The following is an 18,656-nucleotide window of genomic DNA, read 5'->3' as shown; positions in this document are numbered from 1 at the left end:
TGGTCAGACCATCGGCGGCTATGGACCTTATGAGTTCGCGGTGCGTGGTGTCCCAGCGAGGGACGTTGCGGGAGAGCTGGCGGGGTTCCTCTTGCTGCAGGGCTTGCGGAGGTCTTTGGGGCGGAACCTATAGCGCTCAGCGGCGAGCCGCAGTGGGATGCCCCGGTTGTAGAGGTCGGTTGTCGCGAACAGAAGATCGACGCCGCGCCACGGCTGCGAGGCGATACCCAAGACGTTCGGATCGCGGTCCAGCAGGATCGGCCGGTCCCGCTCCAGCCACGACTCGTAGCCCACGTGGTCGCCGACCGTCGCCGAGAAGTACCAGCCCGCGAAGCCCTGCCCGCCCTTGGCCCACCGGAACTCCCGCACCGGATCGCCAGACTCGAACCGCCGGTTCCAGGCCTGCCCGGGCGGCAACCGGCAGCGCTCGCCGGCATCAACGGAGTCCAGCTCGAACGCCGACAGCGCCGGGCAGTCGTACACGAGCGAGGCAACTGCCACCGGGACCCCCACCACCGATCAAGATCAAGTGGCGGAAACCTGCTGTCCGCCAAGATCATCTGGCAAACGGGCAAGATCATTTGTCACGGGACAGGTCAAGATCCGATGTCACAGCACATGTGACGGAGCACCACAGTGTGCGAGTGATCATTGAAGAACCGTAGGTCTGCGGCCTGGCGGTGCGCGTTAGTTTGCGAGTTCGCGGCCGCCTTGGTTGCCGATGGTGATGGTGGGCAGTCAGCGAGGAGGGAAGCGTCTGGCCAGTGCGGGATAGGGGAGACAGGTCCGTCTGGGCATTGACGGATGTAGGAGCCGAACCCGCGCCCGCAGCGGCCCGCCGGTTCCATCGGCCGGCTCCGCCGCTGTGGGCGCTGGCGGCCTACACGACGTACGCCGCCTCCGGCTCCGCTTCCGGGCAGCAGACGGTGTCCTCGTCGGCGATCTCTTTGAGGCAGCCCCCGCAGAGCCACGTGGTCTCGGGCTCCACGGGCCCGGTCGCGGAGTCCTCGTTGTCACGAACCGTCAGCTGCCAGGTGTCCCAGGACTCCTCGCCCTGTGCGTCGATCACGCCGTCGAGCACGTGGTCGAACGTGAAGTTCTCGAACCCGGGCTTGCCTTGGGCGTGGGCGGCGGGCTTCAGGAAGTGGTCGACCAGGTAGGCCATCCACTCGGGCGAGTCGTAGAACTTCTCCTGCCCGTTCCACGCGATCGCGGCCCCGTCCTCCGTGGGCTCCCACTTGCACCACAGGCCCGGCTGGCCCGTCGGGGGCGTGTTGTAGTCGCGGATGTCCGCGTCGTGGCCCTGTCCCGCGAAGCCGGTGCCGTCGACGTAGTAGGGGCCGTTGTCACGGTCCATGCGCCGGGTGTCGGCGAACTTCCGCAGGTAGGCGATCTCCTGCTCGTTGAGCGGCGGCTCGACGGCGATCCGACCGGTGAATGTCGTGGTGTAGCCCATGCTCGGCATCGTAGCCACGCCATCCGACACCCCGGACCGCCCGGCCAGGCCGGGGTTGCCGGCGCGACCTTGGTGAACCTTCTCGGTCACAGCACTGGTCGGAGGTCTGCCGAACGTTTCTGCCGGCCAAGATCATTTGCCGCAGGCTGTAACTCATCGTGATCTGACCGGGGCTCTCAAACTACCGTGCACCGTGTCCCGTGTCAGATGTTCTTGACCGATTCTCAAACGATCTTGACCGAGGTCCTTGAACGCCCACCTGGCCGCCGGCATGAAAGAGTTCATCGCCGCCCAGGACTGGCTCGCCGTCAACCAGATGCTCCTGTACGGGGCCGCCCTCAAGGGGTGTTGACGGGTAGGGCTGACATGGCTCGAACCGAGCGGTTCGTAGATCGCTTTCCGAGACGCGCGTGATCGTTTCCCGTCCGACAGGCAGTGGCTCTCCGTGACTTCGGATCTTGACAGCGTCGGGTGGCGGACTGAGATCGTTGCCGGATGTTCACGACACCTGCCCGGCCGGTCGACATCCTCACTGTCCTGCCTGAGCTCGCGGTCTATGCGAAGAATGCGACCCGCCTGCACCCGCGGCGTGGGGTACCGGAGTCGGCTGCGAGTTCCGTGGCCGGGCCGATGCTGTGGCCTGCGGGTGAGCCGTGGCCGACCTGCCAGCTGCCCCATATGGTGCAGATTGATCGAGAGGCCACCGCTGAGGAACTGGCGATGTTCCGGCACTCCGACGAGGTCCGCGAACAGCGGTTCGCACAGATGATCTCTCAGTTCCCCGATCAGGTTGCCGACCCGGACTCGCCCCTGGGGAGGATGCTGGCCAAGCGGCAGGATTTCCTGAACGCGGCCGGGGCCAGGGCCCCGCGTGGGACAATCGTGAAGACGTGGGCACCGGCCACACCTAACGAACCGGTCGTCATGGTTCCCGTCGTTCAGCTTCACGCTGCCGACATACCCGAGGCCCGTTTCCCAGCCGGAACGGACCTGGTTCAGATCTTGTGGTGCCCGTATCGGCATCCTGACGTTCCAGGGATGCACGAGCATTACAGCGGGCCGGCTCCGAAGGTCATCTGGCGGGCCGCCGGGTCGCTCACGGACACGACTTTCCCGGCACGCGGTGCCCTGGCGGACGGCGGCTGCGTCTTGGAGCCGTGCGTTCTGAATCCCGAGCGCATCATCGAGTACCCCGACATCGAGGATCTCCCCGAGTCGTTGCAGTCGCGTATTTACGCCTGGCAGGAAAGCCTCGGGGAGGGGCCCGGCTACGACTACCGCAACGATCTTTCCGTGGCACCTGGGCTCAAGGCCGGTGGATGGCCGTACTGGCCACACTGCCCTCGGCCGGTCCAGTGCAGTTGCGGCTCGGAGATGAGCCTGCTTCTGACCATGCCCCACGGAGAACGCGGCGCACAGAGCTGGACCCCGCTGGAGGACCAATTCCGAGCCGCCAAGCGCGGCTACGATGCGGAGTTCCACGATCCGACGGGCTTCAGCGGTGCCCGCGACGAACTGCTCATCTTCGTCTGCAGGCAGGACCCTCTCCACGATGTCTGGGTTTCCATCGAGTAAGCGCCTTCGCTCGGCAACTACTGTCGGTCAGTCCCTGCGAGGACGGCGCGGATGCGGCTGATGGTCTGCCGCCACTTCGGTCCGTCCACTGTCTCGTCCCAGAGATCGGCGAGCTCGGACTCCTCGGCGACCACTCGGTCGAGCGCCTCGACAGCGAGTGGCCGAAGGTCGGTGGCGAAGATCGGCAGGGCCTCGTCGGGGCCGTAGCTTGTGTTGAGTGGTTCACCGCCCGGGCACTGCGCCGCGATGAGAGCGGCGGCGGCAACGACCTCAGCTCCCTCAGGACTTTCAAGGTAGTCACGGGTCTGGATAGCGCGGATCAGCGTCGATCGGACAAGGACTTCGCGCTCGTTCTCAGCTGCTTCGTCCAAGGCGTCGGCGAAGTCCGCAGCCATGTCGTTTTCGAACGGACCGATGTCCCAGGTGCCCATGATGATCTCCTCGCGCCGTAGTGGGGCGATCATCGCAGCGGCCACCGACAGGCCACTCAGCGAGGCGGGAAGTGTCCGGCCAGTGCGTCGTGGATCTCGAAGCGGAGCGACGTTGAGCGGTGGGCGGTCTTGGTCCAGTCGAAGATGCCGCCCCAGTCGGCGTGGTGCCGGCCTGGGACGTGGCCCAGCAACTCGGCGAGTTGCTTCTTGAGGTCGGGGCCGGGCAGGTGCAGGCAGTGGGTGGCTATGGCCAGGAGGGCGGCTGTGGCCGGCGCGGAGTTCGGCAGAGCCCTCCACCCGGTCGGGCTTCGTCGGCCGGGAGTCCGTTGTCCGTACGGGAGAAGCGCGCTCTGCTCCTCGGCGTGAGCGTTGAAGGCATCGAGTAGTTCGGCTGGAGCTGGCAGCTCGGGGAGGTTGGGCCAGGCCGCGGAGATGATCGCGGCCAGGACACTCAGGTTGTCGAAGAACTCCGAGGAGGCGGCCGGGTCGGCGGCGGGGTCCAAGGCGGTGGAGCAGGTCCTGCTGGAGGACGGCGATGGCTGGGGTGACCGCGGGGATGTCGGTCGGAACAGGTACTCGGGCATGGTCCCGGCGGTGAGCATGCCCGGTTTGGCCTTCATGAGCCGCAGGTGGACTTCGATCCCGCGCAGGTGATCGGTGAACGCCTCGATCTGCGCGGCGGTGCTGTAGTGGAAGCGGTCCAGCTCGACCATCTCGAAGCGGCGCTCGGTCTGGGTGACCTCCAGGCCGTGGACGCGGGTGGTCTCCAGCGGCGGCAGGATCCACTGACGTTTCCCCGTGTCCCACTTCGCTTGCCTCAGCAGGCCCATGCCGGGGATGTTGACGCCGGTCAGAACCAGGGTGACCTGGAAGCTCATCAGTGAGCGGATCAGGTCCAGGACGTCCTGGTCGTCTGCCCGGTGCATTCGCAGCCGGTTGATGTCGCCCAGGATCAGCGCGCGCACTCCGTGGTCGTGCAGTGAGGCGGCGACCTGCCGGATCAGCTGGGGGAGCGTCAGGGACCGAGCCGGAGGGCCGAAGAAGTTCAAGATCGCATGGCAGAGGCTCTTCGGGCTGGCGGTCACCGGGGTCTGAACGTAGACGACCGGCGCGTGGAGGTCCAAGGTGCCTTCGACCGCGTTCGGGTTGAGGTATTGGTGCAGGTTGAGCCAGGTGTCCTCGAATGCCGCGGTGACGCTGCAGACGGTGGCGGTCTTCCCGTGGTTGCCAGCGGCGCTGATCATGATCCCGGACAGCCTCGGGTCATCCTGCTTGAGCGCGTTGCCGTTCAGGCGTCGGTTGATCAAGCGGGCGACCTTCGCCGACATCGGGGTCTGCTGGAGTGGCAGGTTGACGTTCGTCAGCCGGCGGAACAGGTCGTAGTCCGCCCGCCGGTCCGGCGGCAGTGATGCCCGCCTGGCTGCGGTGAGCAACTCCGGCGGCGCCAGGGTGCCTCGGCTGGCGCGGAAGTGCTGCCAGCCGTCGAAGGTGTCCCGGTGGGGGCGGGGGCGAGGGATCAGCTCGGCGATCTGGGCCCGCGTGGGCAGTTCGGCCAGCGAGTCCCGGCTAACAGGTCCTCCTTGGTTGTGGCGGGGGCGTCCTCGTCGAGGCCGCCCGGAAGCAGGAACAGGTTCCGCCGATGCAGGGCGTCGTCCAGCAGTGGCGGAGCGGCGGGCTCGCGAACCCGGGCGGCTTCCCGGCGTCGGCGCCGGGAAGCGTCGACGGCCCGCTCGATCGACGCGGGCGCGGTGGCAGCCGGGTCGTCGGCGGTGGGCTGCCTGCCGGCCATCCGGTCCGCGGCGGCGCTGTGGCCGCGCGAGTCCTCGCGGGCCCACGAGGCCCGGCGCCGCTTGCCGGTCTGAGCGTTGCCTTTGCCGGCCTTCTGGGTCGGCCACTGCGCGACCGGTGTGGTGGCCGTGAGGAGCTCGACCAGGACCGGCAGCAGGTCCTCCTCCGAGCGCGGCGCCAGCCCGTGCTCCCGGATGTGCTCCATCACCTGCGTCACGCTCGTGTCGGAGAACGCGGGGACCTCGCCCTCGGGCGGCAGGCCGGTCCAGCGCAGGACGTGCCAGCTGTCGTGGTCGTCGGGGTCCTGGAAGTAGACCTGGCGGCGGTCGCGGCGGTCGCTGCGGACCACCCACTTCCCGGCGTGCTTGCCGCCGCGCTGAGACGACCCGCAGAAGCGGTCCTGCTCCAGGACGTCGTCGTGGTACCAGAGGTTGAGGATCTTGACCCCGCGACGCGGATGGATCTTCACGTGGTGCTTGCGCAGGACTTTGTAGTAGAGCTCCGGCTCGGGGATCTGCATGGACCAGCCGCCCTGCTGCATCGCGGCGGCGAACAGCGAGTTGGGGCTGTGCTCCTCGCCCGGCCCCCAGACCGGGGCGTACTCGCCAAGCTTGCGCGTTTGCCAGACCTGGACGATCCAGGCCGCGATCAAGCTTTCCATCTGGCTGAGCGTCAGGATCGCGTCGGCTTCTGGGTCGGCGCCACGGTCGGCGACGTCCGCGCCGCTGAAGCCCAGCAGGTGCTCGAAGAGCAACGTCTTGATCGCGCTGAAGACGCGCTCGACTGCGACCTTGTCGGTCTGGCGAAGAACCCGCGCGGGCGGATGTTGCAGCCCAGTTCGCGTTCCGCCTCGACCAGGGCGTGGTTCTTGTAGGGGCCGCCGTGGTCCGTGGTGACTGTCTCCGGCGCGAAGAACGGCAGGCCCGCGACCTCGTGGCCGGCGAACTCAGCGATGATCTCCGCCGGGACTCCCGGGTAGGGCCAGGCCATGTCCTCGCCCCAGCCCTCGCGCATCGGCAGCGGCATCATCACGTCCCGCAGCAGCATCGCAACGTCGACCGACGTGTCCGAGCCCAGGGTGAGCCGGAACGCCGGCAGGGAGTGCGTGAACAGGTCCAGGCCCAGGGTCAGCGTCGCCGGAGCCGGCTCGCCGAACACCGTATCGCGCAGTTTGACGGGCAGCGGCGTCGAGTCCAGTGCGAGGACCTGCCCCGGCCGGTGGACGAGGAACCGGTGCCCGACGTCGGCCTGTGCCGCAGCTTCGGCGGTCCGCAGGTAGCGCTGTCGGCCGCCGCCCGGCCCGAACCACTGCTCCCAGACCCGGGCCAGCGTCCAGCGCGAGGGGATCTTGTCGACCGGGAAGTCGGGGAACGTCTCGCGGACGTACTGGTGCAGCAGCCGGTGCTTCGCCCGTAGCCCGATCCGGGACCGGGGCCCGCACTCCTTCTTGACCGCGAAGATCGCCTGGCGGATCTCCTCGGTGACGCTTCGGTGGCCGGTCCGGCGCCGGGTCCAGCGGCCGTCCGCGCAGGCCAGAAGCAGGCTCTCGCCCTCCAATGCGGTCAGGCCCTGCAGGGTCCGCAGGCCCAGACCCTTCAGCCCCAGCATCTCCGCTTCGTGTGCGGGCATCGCGCTCAGCTCGTCGACCTTGGCCCGCCGCCGCTGGGTCGGCGTCGTCCGGTCAGGGGCGTAGGCCGGCCTGGGCTCCCCGGGCCGGGCCCGGGACGGGTGGCCGTCGCGGAAGCCGGTCGCCGCCTCCCTGACGTGTTCGGCCCTGATCATGGCTTGCCTCAGCCGGGTGTCCGTCAGATCAGACTGGCCGCGGGGCTGCCCCGCGGCTGGCGGCCGCTGATCCGGCCTTCTGGCGCCAGCCGGCCGGATGTCCGGGTGGTGGATCAGCCAGCGGATCGTCCGTTCCTCCGCCCGTCTGTCCTCGTGGACCAGGCGGAGCCGGCCGTGCTGGGGCTCGACCGACTCGACCAGCCACTCGGCCCCGTTCAGCAGGAACCGGCCGCCGACGGCGAGATCGCGAAGCCCCCTGCCGCCCGTCACGGGTGCCGCCGAAGTGGGGAACCGAGCCAGACCGGTGAGCCGTCGCCCATGGGGCGGCCCAGATCCGTGCCCAGTTGTCGGTGCCAGAGCAGGTGGGCCGCGTGCGCGCGGGCGACCGCCGGCAACGACGTGGCTTCCGCCGCCTCCCCGAAGGTGACCTCTCCGGCCCGCCCGACGGACGTCAGCAGTTGGCGCTGGAGTTGCATCGGATCCCGCAGTGGGCGGCGCTGGGACGACAGGAAGTCCAGAACGCTGGGGGCGTGCGGCCGCCATCCGGCCACTACCGAGTACTGCCAGCCGCAGGCCTCTGCCACCTCCCGGGCCGCCGCGAATTTCACGGCGTCCAGCGGTTCGATCAGCCGCTCGGGCCGGACATCGAACAACCAGCGGCCCCCGCCGGGCAGCACCGCCAGGAAGTCCGGGGTGTGCCGACTACGTCCTCCCTCGTGCTCGAAGTCCAACTCGAACGGCTGGCTCAGCACGTCAGCGACGCGGACGAAGTCCAACGCGAGCAGCAGACGCTGTTCCTCCAGGGACTCGAAGCCGTGGTGGCGGCCCGTGGAGACCATGAACTGCAGCCCTGGCCGGTGCCCCTGCCTCGCCCTCCAGGTGAACCGGCGAACCGGTGACGACGAGCCGATCGGCTCCGAGCCGAGCTCGCTCACCGGCCACGCGACCGAACCTTCACCGACCTGCCACGACGTGACCCACCGCCGCTGCCAACCCTCGGGCAGTCGCAGCCGGTCCCGTACCGCCTCGTCGCCCGCGTACGCCACGAACAGCATGTCCAGCCCGCACGAGTCGGACCGGACCACCGCCTTTGTCGAAGAACCCATGCACCCGCACGACCAGCACCGCGTACGCGCCGGGACCGGTTCACCGGAACTGTTCGTAACTCAGCGTCATGTGACCAGGTGTCCTGTGTCAAATGATCTTGACCGTTTCCCAGGCGATCTTGATCACATCAGAACGGTTAGCTGTGATCACGAGGTTCGGCTTCACCGGAGCAGGTGGGGGCTGACGCCCTGCTCGTCGGCCAGGGCGGCAGGCTGCTGGCCCGGGATGCTCCAGTAGGCTGCGCTGGTCATGGATATGCATGCCGAAGCCGAGCAGGTCCGGTGCGGCGCGGGTGCTTTCGGTCCGCCGATCCGCCAGCTCTTCCGGGACGTCGTCGCCGACCGCCTGCCGGGCCGCAGGCCGCCCCAGGCCGCGATGCTGTTCGACGCCGGGACCGACTCCTCCTGGGACGACCGGGGCTTCCTCGGGGACTTCTACAACGAGATCCTCCACCAGGACGCCTGTCAGCCGACTACTGCCGACGGCCTCGCCCTGCTCGCGACCCTGGCTGTCGACGACCGGGTCCCTGCCCGACACCGGTTCCAGGCCGTCGGCCTGCTGTTCAGGGCCGCCACCGTCGCCGAGCGCCATCTCGCCGAGGCCTGGCCGGCCACCCCGCGACATGCCGATCCCGACAGCGAGGCCCGGGCCCGCGGCGCGGTTCAGGCCCGCACGCCGGATCTGCTGACCCGTTGGCCGGCCGAATGCCCGGCGGTTCGGCTGGCCCTCGCGGGCCTCGCCGTTGTCCTCCCCACCAAACGCACCCTGCCCGCCCTGCTCCCACGCCTGCAGACCTTCATCCACCAGCACCCGCAGGGCAGCGACATCGGTGACTACGTGCGCCTCGTCCTCGTGCTTGCTACTCAGGACGAGGACCGGATCCTCACGATGACCGAGAACCTCACCGACACCTACTGGACGGGAACGGCGCGAGGAGCGCCGACACGGGCACGGGCCCTCCACCTCCTCGGCCAGATGCTGACCAGGGTCGGAGCCGGACTCAGCGGGCTGCGCGCCGGGCGGTGACACCCCGTGGGCAGTGCGGGTCCCGTGCCCAGCCTGGAGTGATTGGCCACTACTCCACGAGTCCGAACCCGTCCGGGAACGCTGCCAGGAATTTACGGCAGCCGGGATCGGTCTCGGCTTCGGTCATTGCGTCGATCACCTGCTGGAACTTCGCGCGCTGGGTGCTGGACAGGCGATCCACCACTGCGCCGACGCCCTCCAGCGCCTTCACCGCATCGTCCTGATCCATGAGGTCGTCGTCCGCGCTCTCGACGAACCTGGTGAGATCCACGAGCGCGTCCGCCAGGGCACGGGTCAGCGACGGGTACTGCGACATGGACGATCCTCTCGAAGGCAGTGGCCGCGGAAATCTGAGCGCACCCAATCACATGTGGCGGACACGCTGGAGGAAGGCGTTGATGGCGGAGTAGGTGAGCGGTGTGTCGTGGTCGTCCATCATCCGAGCCCAGATCTGCGCCGTCGACCGGCCGGCCCCGGCCAGAGCGCGGATGCGGCGGCGCTGGGTGTCGTCGGCAGGCACGGCCCGGGCCAGCCGACGGACGGGTTGCTGCTGAAGGGCCCGGCGCAGGTCCTTGCGACGTAGTCCGTGGCGCCGGGCGGCCAGCCGCCAGGGGACGCCGTTGCGCGGCGGTGCCAGCGCGAGAAGCAGGTCGATCCCGCGGATGAGCTCACTCTGCCCGGCCTCGCGCAGGTCCGCGGGCTTGTGCTGTTCGGGCTGCGGCCTGCCGGGGGCATCGGAGAGGGCACGTCGCAGGTCGGCCGGGCGGCGTCCGGCGAGCTGGGCGAGGAGGGTGATGTCGGGCTTGCCGATGTTGGACCTCGGACTGGTCAGGGCGTTCAGATAGCTGGGTTTGAGGTGGTTGGCCCGCGCGAGGCGGCGGAGGTAGCTGTCGGTGCCCTCGCCGAGCCGCGGAGGGACACGGACCGGCAGGGGCCGCAGCGGCGGCCGGGTGCTCGGGTCGGTCATCGGCGGCGGCCGGAGGGCGGGGTGCTGGCACTGGTCTGGGCGGCGTGGTCGAGCGGGATGGCGTCCAGGCCACTCTTGGTGATCTCCTCGGTGCCGGTGAGGATCGCGTCGATGGCGGCGCCGCGGATCTGGTGGGACAGGGCGCCGATCATGCCGCCGGTGCGGTGGTGGAGGTGGCGGTCGAGGACGGCGAGGGTGCCCGGCCGGTGGTCGTGGAGCAGGAGGTGCTGCTCGAAGGTGGCGACCAGGGCGGTCCATTCCTCGCCGTAGGGGAAGGGGCTGGTGGGCAGCAGGGTGAAGCGGCCGGCGATCTGTGCGCCGCGGGTCCCGGACAGCAGGTTGCTGCGCTCGATGTCGATGCCGGCGTAGACGAACGTGGCGGGGATGCGCTCGGAGAAGTACTTGAGGGTGTCGGCGACCTCGGCACCGGAGCGGCTCGTCAGGGAGATGTTGTGCAACTCGTCGACCAGGACCAGGCCGGTGCGGGTGTCGGTGCAGACGCCGACGACGGCCTCGGTGATGTCGGTGATGTTCGCGCTCCGCGTGACCGGCAGGCCGAGGAAGCGGGCAAACTCGGCGGCGAGCATCCGCGGGCGTCGCGGCGGGCGGGACGGTGATGTAGACGACCGGGATACGCTCGCCGCGGCCGGGGTAGCGGGCGCGGTCGAGGAGTTCGTGGGCGCGGCCGAGCTGGGTGATGGCGATGGTCTTGCCGGTGCCGGCCGGACCGGAGAGGATCAGCCCGCGCCGGGCGCTGACGGCGTGCCGGTTCAGCAGGACCAGACGCCGCCCGCAGGTGACCGCGTGCCGGACCGTGGAGGTGGCGACGACCCGCCGGCGGGCGTGGTGGTCGAGGCGGGCCTCGTCGTAGAGCGTCCGCTCCAGGTCGCCGAGCGCGTCGTACCGCCGCCGGGACAGCAGCCTCGGCGGGCGGGGGCGGATCGGCGGTGAACTGCCGCCAGCCCTCCAGCGTGGTCAGGTGCCGCCCGGCCGCCTCGTCACCGTCCCGGTCGGCGGGGTCGGTGATGGTGGGGCGGGCGGTCACGTGCGTCTCCAGGGGTCTTCCAGGGGGTCGAACAGGCCGAGCGGGATGACCTTGTCCAGCGGCCGGCCGCCGTCTGCGGGCTCGGGCTCCGGAGCCGGTGCGGGCGGCGTGGGGGAGTCCCTCGGCGGGACGGCGGCCGCGGTGGCGGTCGCGCGGGTGCGGGCGGCGACCCGCCGGTCGCGCCGGCCCGACTTGCCCGCGGCGGGCCGGTCGGGTCCGGCGTGGGCGCGGGTGAGCAGGGCGGCGACCGCGTCGGCGATCTCGGGCTCGGTGGCGCCGGGGGCGCTGGTGGCGGACATGGTCCCAGGCGAGTTCGCCGAAGGGGACCGGGGCCCGGTGCAGATGCTTCCAGGTCGCTTCGATCCAGGGCCGGCCTCCGGCGCGGTGGTCGCGTACCCAGATCCGGGAGACGTCGTAGGGGTCGCGGTGGATCTCCCACGGGCCGCGCTTGGCGGTGATGCCGGAGCCCTGGCGGCGGAGCGCGTCGAGGCCGGGGGTGTCGTAGACGCGGTGCTTGAACTTGATGCCGTAGTCGTTGACCGCGCGCCACTCGGTGGGCAGCAGCTCGATGTAGTCGTCGCCGGCGAGCGCGACGGGGACGTAGCCGCAGGCCTCGACGAGGGTCGCGTACTTCTCGTTCGGGGTGAACGTGCGGCTCGGGTGCGCGGGGTCGCGCAGGCTGTCGTGCGGCCGGTTCTGCCAGCCGTGTTTACCGACCGCAGGAGCGCGCAAACCGGCTCTGAACTGCGACGATTCATAGACTACATGTCCGGGACGGGGAGTTGGGGTCGTTGTCGTAGCTCGTCAGGGTGATCTCATGGGACGGCCCGTCCACCGGGACGGTGGACGGGCCGTCCCATGAGTGCCCAGTCTTCCAACCGTCGCACTCAGTCGAGCGCGGCGAACATGCCGGGCTCGTAAGAGCCCCCCTGGTTGTGCAGGATCACGCTCATCCGGTTGGCCGCGTTGATCATGGCGACCAGGCACACCAGCGCACCGACCTGGTCGTCGTCGTAGTGCTTGCGTACCTCGGCCCAGGTCTCGTCGGACACGCCCTGGTCGGCGTCGGCGAGCCGGGTGCCCTCCTCGGTGAGCGCTAGAGCGGCACGCTCGGCCTCGGTGAACACGGTGGTGTGGCGCCAGGCGGCGACCAGGTTGAGCCTCAGCGGCGTTTCCCCGGCGGCCGCGGCCTCCTTCGTGTGGATGTCGACACAGAAGCCGCAGCCGTTGATCTGGCTGGCGCGCAACTCCACCAGTTCCTGCACGGTCTTCGGCAGCGTCGACTCCCGGAGCGCCAACGAGGCGTTGTAGAACCGCTTGGCGACCTTCGCGGCGGTCGGGCTGTCGAACAGGTTGAATCGGGGTTCCATCGGTCGGTCCTCACTCGTGGTGTCGTGTGCAGCCGCACGGGACGGACACAAGATGCCGATAGCCCGGTCCTTGTGACGACGCGGCGATGTGACGTGCACCACTGGCTGCGGGTGTCACAAAGCGGTGGGGACCGGCGTCTCGTGTGCGGTACATCCGAGAACGGAAGGGCAGGAGCCGACATTGAGTGAGCACACCACGGACGCCCCCGAGCCGCTCCCTCCGGGCGGCCGCATGGACTCTGCCACCGAGACGTTCATCGCCCACCGCAACCTGCTCTTCACCGTCGCCTACGAGATGCTCGGCTCGGCCGCCGACGCGGAGGACGTCCTGCAGGAGGCCTGGCTGCGGTGGGTGGGCGTCGACCTCGACACTGTGCGGGACCAGCGTGCCTACCTGGTCCGGATCACCACCCGCCAGGCGCTGAGCCGGCTGCGTACGCTGGGGCGCCGCAGGGAGTCCTACGTCGGCCCCTGGCTGCCCGAGCCGCTGCTGACCGCGCCCGACGTGGCCGAGGACGTCGAGCTGGCCGACAGCGTCTCGATGGCGATGCTGCTGGTGCTGGAGACGCTCGCGCCGACCGAGCGGGCGGTGTTCGTGCTGCGCGAGGTGTTCGACCTCGAGTACGACGAGATCGCCGAAGCCGTCGACAAGAGTCCGGCCGCGGTCCGCCAGATCGCCCACCGGGCACGAGCTCACGTCGCCGCGCGCCGGCCGCGCGGGATCGTTTCCGTTTCCGAGACCCGCCGCGCGCTCGAGGCGTTCCAACAGGCGATCGAAACGGGCGATCTGCAGAACCTGCTCGGCATCCTCGCGCCGGACGTTGTCCTCTTGGGTGACGGCGGCGGAGTCGTACGGGCCGCGCTGACGCCCGTCGTGGGGGCCGAGCCGGTGGCTCACGTGTTGGGCAGGATCGCTGCCGCGGTGTCGCTGCGGCCGGCATCCGTCAACGGCTGCCCGGCGCTGGTTGTCCGCCTCGACGGCGAGCTCGACACTGTCATGGCGCTGCGCATCGACGACGGTCTCATCACCGGGCTCTACGCGGTGCGCAACCCCGAGAAGTTGTCGCGTATGGATCGGGAGACCGCCCTGCGACGCTGAGTCTTGGGCGCCATGGCATCATCACCCAGCTAACGACCGGACCGAGGGAGGAGACCACATGGAGATTACGCTCGCAGACCGCTTGGCCATCGCAGAGCTGATCTCGTCACATGGGCACGTGGTCGATGATGGTGACCTGGACGGACTGGAGAAGCTGTTCACCTCCGACGTCATCTACGACCTGACCGACTTCGGTCAGGGCCGACTCGCCGGGGTGGTGGCCGTCAGGGAAGCCGCGCTGGCACTGGGCGACGCCAATCCTGTCGCGCACCACGTCACCAATATCGTCATCGCCCCTCCTCAGGACGACCAAGTGTCCGTCCGATCCAAGGGGCTGGGCATCAAAGCAGATGGGACGTGCGGATCCGTGACCTACGACGACACTGTGGTGCGCACAGGCGACGGCTGGCGGATCTGCTATCGCAAGGTGTCACCTCGACGCGTTCCCTTGAATGGCGTGACGCGACTGGGGTGACGCGGTAGCGATGCGAGCCATGAATTGCTGAGCCTGGCCTCGCCCACTTCGATTGATCCCTGTCCCAGTGTCCGAAAACACCTACTCATGTTGTCGGTCCGATTCTGCAATGCGGGCTTCGAGGTCGGCGACGCGTCGGTCTTGGAAGCGGAGGTTGGAGCGGGCGGCCTTGAGCCGCTCGTCGAGGGTGCGGTTGTCGACGGTGAGGTGGCGGACGCGCTGTTTGAGTGTGGTGTTCTCGGTGGTGATCCGTTGGATGGCTTCCTCGGTCCATTCGGCCTGCAAGTCGCGGATCTGGCCGAGGAGTTCGCCGATGCGGGTGCGCTGGGTGAGGATCTCGGCCTGGGCGGTCTTGAGACCTTCCTCAGCGTTGAGGGCACGTTCGCGCCAGGTCGCCTCGCGCTCGTCGTCCTGCTCGGCAAGAACCTGGGTCCGGCGTTCGCCAGCCTCGGCCATTGCCGCGGCGACCGCTGCTCGGGCCTCGACGTTGTCATAGAGGAAGGTCCGCGAGACATCCGCCCGGCGGGCGACGGCGGCGACGCTGATCTGGGCCTTCTCGCGTCGGAGCTTGCCGATGGCCTGGTGGACCCGCTCCAGTGCGGTCTCGGTCTTGCGGCGGCGGGCGACCAGGGCCGCCGCGGTGCGGGGCTCGGGAATGGTGGTGGTGCTCATGGAACTTCCTGTTCAGGGTCGTCGTTCGCGGCTGTGCAGGTATCGCTGTACTCGTCCTGTTCGTCGTTGCCCGCGTCGGCGAGGTCGGCGGCGCGGAAGGCGGTGGACCAGATCCGGTGGAAGTAGTCCTGTGGTTTGCGCAGGTCCAGGGCGAGGGCGTCGTGAAGGAAGCCGAGTCCCGCGAGGGCTTTCTCCAGGCCGTCGATGGCGCGGGCAGTGGGCTCGAAGTAGCGGTGGAGGTAGTCAGCGGTGGCGTCGTCGGGGGCGCCTTCGGCCAGCAGCCGCCACTGCTCGCGCTTGCGCCGCCAGTAGAGCAGGTCGGCGCCGGAGAGCACGAACTTGTCGCAGTTGTGGCAGTCGAGGTTCCAGGGGCAGGCCGCGCCGTCGACGACGGGCTGGAAGGTGCAGAAGCCGCCCTCGGCCGGGGTGCTGCGGCGAGAAAGGTCGACGGCGATGGCCTGGGCCTGCTCGCGGGTGAGCGAGGTCGTCGGCTCGGTAAGGAGTTCGCCGGGGTTGGCGCTCCCGGGGCCGGCGACCCAGACGTGCTGGAGGACGTCCTCCAGGTCGGACTGGGTCAGGTGGATGTAGCGCTCGGCCATCCTCTCGGAGACGTGGCCGAGGTAGCGGCGGACGTGGGTCAGGCTGGCCCCGGCCAGCAGGCTGGTCGCCAGCGAGTGCCGGGCCTGGTGAGGGACCCAGCGGCCGATGTCGAGCTCGTCGATCCAGAGCTTGAAGCCCTTGTGGAACCACTTGTAGGACAGCGGCTGGCGCCCGTCGCGGTTCCGGATGTTCGTGGGGAACAGCGCCATCTGGGCACGTTCCTCGACGGTGGGTGGCCGGTTGTTGCGGGTCTCGAACAGGGTCAGGGTCTTGCGCTGGCGTGCTTCCAGGAGTTGGTGGACCCGCTCGGGGATCCGCAGGGCCTGATCGTAGTTGCCGACCTTGGTCTGGTCGTGCCAGAGCATCGGCAGTCCGCCGTAGCGGCCGAGGCACTCCAGACGGAGCTTGAGGACCTCGCCGCAGCGGCGGCCGGTGACGATGATCGTCTCCCAGGCGTCCCGCAGGCCGCGGTCGAACGGGTCGTAAGACTCGGCGAGCCTGCGCAGGTTGGTCTCGTCGGCGAGCGCGCGAGCGACACCGTCGGCGAACGGCGACCGAGAGTGGCTGACCATCCGCCCTGGGGCAGGCATGGCGGCGATGAAGGCCCGGTCCAGGCCGAGGCGTTGGGCCTCTCCCGACTCCAGGGCCCCACGCAGGAGCCGCCGGGTGCGGTGGAAGACGCGCTGTCGGGTGTTGGCGGTCACGATCGACGGCTTGCCGTGGACGCCTCTGGCCGCCAGCGAGACGAGACCGTCCCGCTCGCGCTGCCGCTGGTCGGCGACGAACTGGTGCATGTGCTCGGCCGTCAGCACCTGCGGGTCGTGGCCGCCGGCGGGAGCATGGAGTTCCAGGAAAGTGCTCAGCTCCAGACCAGCGCGGCGCATGTCGTCGAAGGTGCCCCCACTGCGCGGGCAGCTGGGAGAACGCAGGATCGCGACCAAGTGGTCCCAGATCAGATCGCGCAGCCACCGCTGGGAGATGCCGGTGAGGTCCATCTGGACCGAGCGGCCGGTGAGCTTCCGCCCGGAGTGCTCGGTGAGGATGTATCCGAGCTCGCGCGTCTCGGCCGGCGTCACGTAGAGGGGGTGCAGCCAGCCGGTCACGGCCCGCACGATGTGGACCGTCTCACGGCTGACCGCGTTCTGCAGAAGCCGTTCCTCTTCGGGGCCTGCGTCTGTCAGCGACCGGAGACCGTGCTCGCGGGCGAAGTTCGCCAGGCCCTGCCAGGTGACCAGTTCCCAGCGGCCGTGTGCCTTCTGGGTGTGGGCGAACAGGCCCCACTTGATCTCGGCCCGCAGCAGCGGATGAAGCCCCCGGAGGTTGACCTGCGCGGGCCGGAGCACCGCCGGGGCACTCGCGCACCAGCGCTCGAAGGCGTGTTCGTCATCGTAGCTGGCCGGCGCGGCCAGGCCGCGCCGGCCGTAGCGGTTGCCCCACTGAGAGGGCAAGGTCGCTCCCCCTGGCCTGCCCTGTCGGCGGTAGCGGCGGTCGTGGCGGAAGCACAGACCGAGCGGGGAATCCGCCAGTTCCGGGCAGACCTGGACCCGGCAACTGCCGAAGCCGGGCAGCGAGTTCTGATCGAGGAGCCAGGCGTCGAAGTCAGCGTCGTCACCGTGCCGGTCGCGATGGTGATACCAGCGGTACTCGTGGTAGTGGCAGAGCTCCAGCGTGAGGTGACGGGCGGGCCGCCCAGGGCAAATCCGGCACGACCGTTGCTCGACCCCCTCACCGGGACCGACGGGCGGCGCGGCGCGGAAGAACTCGGCTCGCGTTCCTCCACGGTCGCGGTGCTCGCGCCAGAGCATCTCGTGGGCCGAGCACAGGTCGCCGTGCCCCATCGTGGACCTCTCGCAGTCCGCGGCCAGGCAGTTCCACCGGTAGACGGGATGGTTCGGCGGGACCTTGACGATGTCGGGGCGGAACAGCGGGTCGAACGATGGGGCACCGATCAGCGCGGTGAGGACTTCCAGCCGGTCCCGGCCGGTGCGGGTGTCCTGCTGCGGCAGCAGGGACGTCACAGTCACTTCGGCTCACCCCAGACCGTGCGCAGGGCCGCGTCGAAGGCGGGATCGTGGATGTCGACGTGGCCGTAGACCTCGTCGACCGTGGCGGCCGAGGCCCAGCCGCCGGCGTCCCGGGCGATTAGCAGGTTTCCGTCGGCGGCGTCGAGGACGGCGGAGGTGAAGGTGTGCCGGAAAGCATGGGGCTTCACGGTGCCGAGTCCGGCGCGCTTCCCTGCACGGCCGAGCATCCGCCGGGCCCCGACCGGGGCCCAGGGCCGGCCCGCGTCGGCGCCGTGCAGCTGGACCAGGAGCATGCCGTGCCGGGCACCGCTCGGGTACTCGCCGGTGAGGTAGTCGAAGTAGGTGTGCACCATCGCCGGGCTGACCCGTTTGATCAGGCCGCCGGTGATCGTGCCGTGCTCGATCCGCCAGGGGTGCTTGGTCTTCGCCTCGGCCCGGTTCAGGTTGTCCGCGCGGTGGCAGACGTGCAGGTGGGGGCTGCGGCACTCACCGCAGGCCGCGTTCTCGCGCAGGTGGAGGTCGACCAGGTGCAGCCCGCAGAGCTCGCCGATCCGAAGTCCGCCGTCGGCCAGCCAGGTCACCAGAAGCCGGTCCCGGGCCGAGTTCACCGTCTCCAGCAGCCGCTCACGGGAACCGTCCGGCAGCATCTTCGGATGCCGGCGGTGCGGCCCCTTCGGCGCGAGCGGGTTCGCGGGCATGGCCGTCTTCACGTGCCCGAGGAGCGAGCGGCGGCGGTCCACCCGGGACGGCAGCCGCGTGCCGTCGAGCTTCTCGCCGAGCTCGACGTTGACGCCGAGGGACGCCTGGTGCAGGTAGAAGCCCTTAAGGCAGGAGGCCGCCGCCGACACGGCGGACCGGCCGTAGGGGCGCTTGCCCACCCGCCACGGCTCCCCGAGCGGCATACGGACCTCGGCCCCGACCATGCCCATGTACCGCTCCAAGTCGCGCAGTTGGACCAGCTCGAAGGTCAGGCACTCACGCTCCAGCCAGCGCAGATGGTCCACCAGTAGATACGCGTAGGTCCGTTGCGTGCCCGAGCCGTCGTGCTGCCGTAGGAACCGGTCCGCCTCGGCGTGCACCGTGCCCTCGGGCCAGAGGATCGTCCAGGACCGCCGCCCGCCCTTGTGCTCGATCTGCTGGACCCTCAAATCCCTGATGACTACGTGCCGTCCCACTCGTCCTCCGTACCGACTCCGGAACATGACCGACGTCCCGGTCCCGGTCGGTAAACGAGCCCGC

General features: G+C 69.5%; 18 protein-coding genes and 2 pseudogenes. 4 read left to right on the top strand and 16 right to left on the bottom strand.

Features of this window, described 5'->3' with window-relative positions:
- Positions 1–27 precede the first annotated feature (27 nt).
- A complete protein-coding gene (locus AB0F71_RS31885) occupies positions 28–501 on the bottom strand; it encodes a hypothetical protein (protein WP_360241763.1) in 474 nt (157 codons plus the stop codon).
- 379 nt (positions 502–880) lie between these two features.
- Entirely contained in the window at positions 881–1,456 is a 576-nt protein-coding gene (locus tag AB0F71_RS31880) for a hypothetical protein (RefSeq protein WP_360241760.1), read from the bottom strand.
- Positions 1,457–1,951: 495 nt separating this feature from the next.
- On the opposite strand from AB0F71_RS31880, the gene AB0F71_RS31875 reads away from it, so the two are divergent.
- Entirely contained in the window at positions 1,952–3,031 is a 1,080-nt protein-coding gene (locus tag AB0F71_RS31875; RefSeq protein ID WP_360241757.1) for a hypothetical protein, read from the top strand.
- A gap of 17 nt (positions 3,032–3,048) precedes the next feature.
- On the opposite strand, the gene AB0F71_RS31870 is transcribed toward AB0F71_RS31875, so the two are convergent.
- The 5 genes from AB0F71_RS31870 to AB0F71_RS31850 all read right to left on the bottom strand — a co-directional run bounded on the left by AB0F71_RS31870 (position 3,049) and on the right by AB0F71_RS31850 (position 8,138).
- Positions 3,049–3,462, bottom strand: a complete 414-nt coding sequence (locus tag AB0F71_RS31870; RefSeq protein ID WP_360241754.1) for a DUF4259 domain-containing protein — start codon at positions 3,460–3,462, stop codon at positions 3,049–3,051.
- Between the two features lie 56 nt (positions 3,463–3,518).
- On the bottom strand, positions 3,519–4,895 hold the full coding sequence (locus AB0F71_RS31865) for an AAA family ATPase (protein ID WP_360241751.1): 1,377 nt from the start codon (positions 4,893–4,895) through the stop codon (positions 3,519–3,521).
- An 83-nt stretch (positions 4,896–4,978) separates the two neighbouring features.
- Complete coding sequence (locus tag AB0F71_RS31860) at positions 4,979–5,911, bottom strand: hypothetical protein (protein WP_360241748.1); 933 nt, start codon at positions 5,909–5,911, stop codon at positions 4,979–4,981.
- 11 nt (positions 5,912–5,922) lie between these two features.
- Entirely contained in the window at positions 5,923–7,032 is a 1,110-nt protein-coding gene (locus tag AB0F71_RS31855) for a hypothetical protein (protein ID WP_360241745.1), read from the bottom strand.
- A gap of 266 nt (positions 7,033–7,298) precedes the next feature.
- Positions 7,299–8,138, bottom strand: a complete 840-nt coding sequence (locus AB0F71_RS31850) for a TnsA-like heteromeric transposase endonuclease subunit (RefSeq protein ID WP_360241742.1) — start codon at positions 8,136–8,138, stop codon at positions 7,299–7,301.
- A 250-nt stretch (positions 8,139–8,388) separates the two neighbouring features.
- Here AB0F71_RS31850 and AB0F71_RS31845 point away from each other — a divergent pair, with 250 nt between their 5' ends.
- Positions 8,389–9,165, top strand: a complete 777-nt coding sequence (locus tag AB0F71_RS31845; protein ID WP_360241739.1) for a hypothetical protein — start codon at positions 8,389–8,391, stop codon at positions 9,163–9,165.
- Positions 9,166–9,214: 49 nt separating this feature from the next.
- Here the strand turns inward: AB0F71_RS31845 and AB0F71_RS31840 are convergent, their stop codons facing one another.
- The 6 genes and pseudogenes from AB0F71_RS31840 to AB0F71_RS31815 all read right to left on the bottom strand — a co-directional run bounded on the left by AB0F71_RS31840 (position 9,215) and on the right by AB0F71_RS31815 (position 12,547).
- Complete coding sequence (locus tag AB0F71_RS31840) at positions 9,215–9,481, bottom strand: hypothetical protein (RefSeq protein ID WP_360241735.1); 267 nt, start codon at positions 9,479–9,481, stop codon at positions 9,215–9,217.
- 48 nt (positions 9,482–9,529) lie between these two features.
- The gene (locus AB0F71_RS31835; RefSeq protein ID WP_360241732.1) at positions 9,530–10,132 is read right to left on the bottom strand and encodes a hypothetical protein; all 603 of its coding nucleotides are present in this window, start codon (positions 10,130–10,132) and stop codon (positions 9,530–9,532) included.
- A pseudogene (locus tag AB0F71_RS31830) lies at positions 10,129–11,159 on the bottom strand (TniB family NTP-binding protein). Before AB0F71_RS31830 ends, AB0F71_RS31835 begins: the two are co-directional and overlap by 4 nt.
- A gap of 14 nt (positions 11,160–11,173) precedes the next feature.
- Positions 11,174–11,476: a hypothetical protein gene (locus tag AB0F71_RS31825; RefSeq protein ID WP_360241816.1), complete on the bottom strand. Its 303-nt coding sequence runs from the start codon at positions 11,474–11,476 to the stop codon at positions 11,174–11,176.
- A gap of 145 nt (positions 11,477–11,621) precedes the next feature.
- A pseudogene (locus tag AB0F71_RS31820) lies at positions 11,622–11,909 on the bottom strand (integrase); the annotation flags it as partial.
- 155 nt (positions 11,910–12,064) lie between these two features.
- Positions 12,065–12,547, bottom strand: coding sequence for a carboxymuconolactone decarboxylase family protein (locus AB0F71_RS31815; RefSeq protein WP_360241729.1), 483 nt, complete (start codon positions 12,545–12,547; stop codon positions 12,065–12,067).
- A 232-nt stretch (positions 12,548–12,779) separates the two neighbouring features.
- On the opposite strand from AB0F71_RS31815, the gene AB0F71_RS31810 reads away from it, so the two are divergent.
- Positions 12,780–13,646 (top strand): RNA polymerase sigma-70 factor, encoded by an 867-nt coding sequence (locus AB0F71_RS31810; RefSeq protein ID WP_360241813.1) that lies wholly within the window; start codon positions 12,780–12,782, stop codon positions 13,644–13,646.
- Positions 13,647–13,704: 58 nt separating this feature from the next.
- A complete protein-coding gene (locus tag AB0F71_RS31805) occupies positions 13,705–14,121 on the top strand; it encodes a nuclear transport factor 2 family protein (protein ID WP_360241726.1) in 417 nt (138 codons plus the stop codon).
- Between the two features lie 81 nt (positions 14,122–14,202).
- Here the strand turns inward: AB0F71_RS31805 and AB0F71_RS31800 are convergent, their stop codons facing one another.
- The 3 genes from AB0F71_RS31800 to AB0F71_RS31790 are packed head-to-tail and all read right to left on the bottom strand — an operon-like array spanning position 14,203 to position 18,592.
- The gene (locus tag AB0F71_RS31800) at positions 14,203–14,793 is read right to left on the bottom strand and encodes a DUF6262 family protein (protein WP_360241723.1); all 591 of its coding nucleotides are present in this window, start codon (positions 14,791–14,793) and stop codon (positions 14,203–14,205) included.
- Positions 14,790–17,417, bottom strand: coding sequence for a site-specific integrase (locus AB0F71_RS31795; RefSeq protein ID WP_360241720.1), 2,628 nt, complete (start codon positions 17,415–17,417; stop codon positions 14,790–14,792). The genes AB0F71_RS31800 and AB0F71_RS31795 overlap by 4 nt, the downstream gene beginning before the upstream one ends.
- Entirely contained in the window at positions 17,414–18,592 is a 1,179-nt protein-coding gene (locus AB0F71_RS31790; RefSeq protein WP_360241716.1) for a tyrosine-type recombinase/integrase, read from the bottom strand. Before AB0F71_RS31790 ends, AB0F71_RS31795 begins: the two co-directional genes overlap by 4 nt.
- Between the last annotated feature and the right edge of the window lie 64 nt (positions 18,593–18,656).

It is taken from the genome of Kitasatospora sp. NPDC028055, from assembly GCF_040637885.1.
In the GTDB taxonomy this organism is placed as follows: Bacteria; Actinomycetota; Actinomycetes; order Streptomycetales; family Streptomycetaceae; genus Kitasatospora.
The sequence above is the reverse complement of the archived record's forward strand: the minus strand, read 5'-3'. Positions and strand labels throughout refer to the sequence as shown.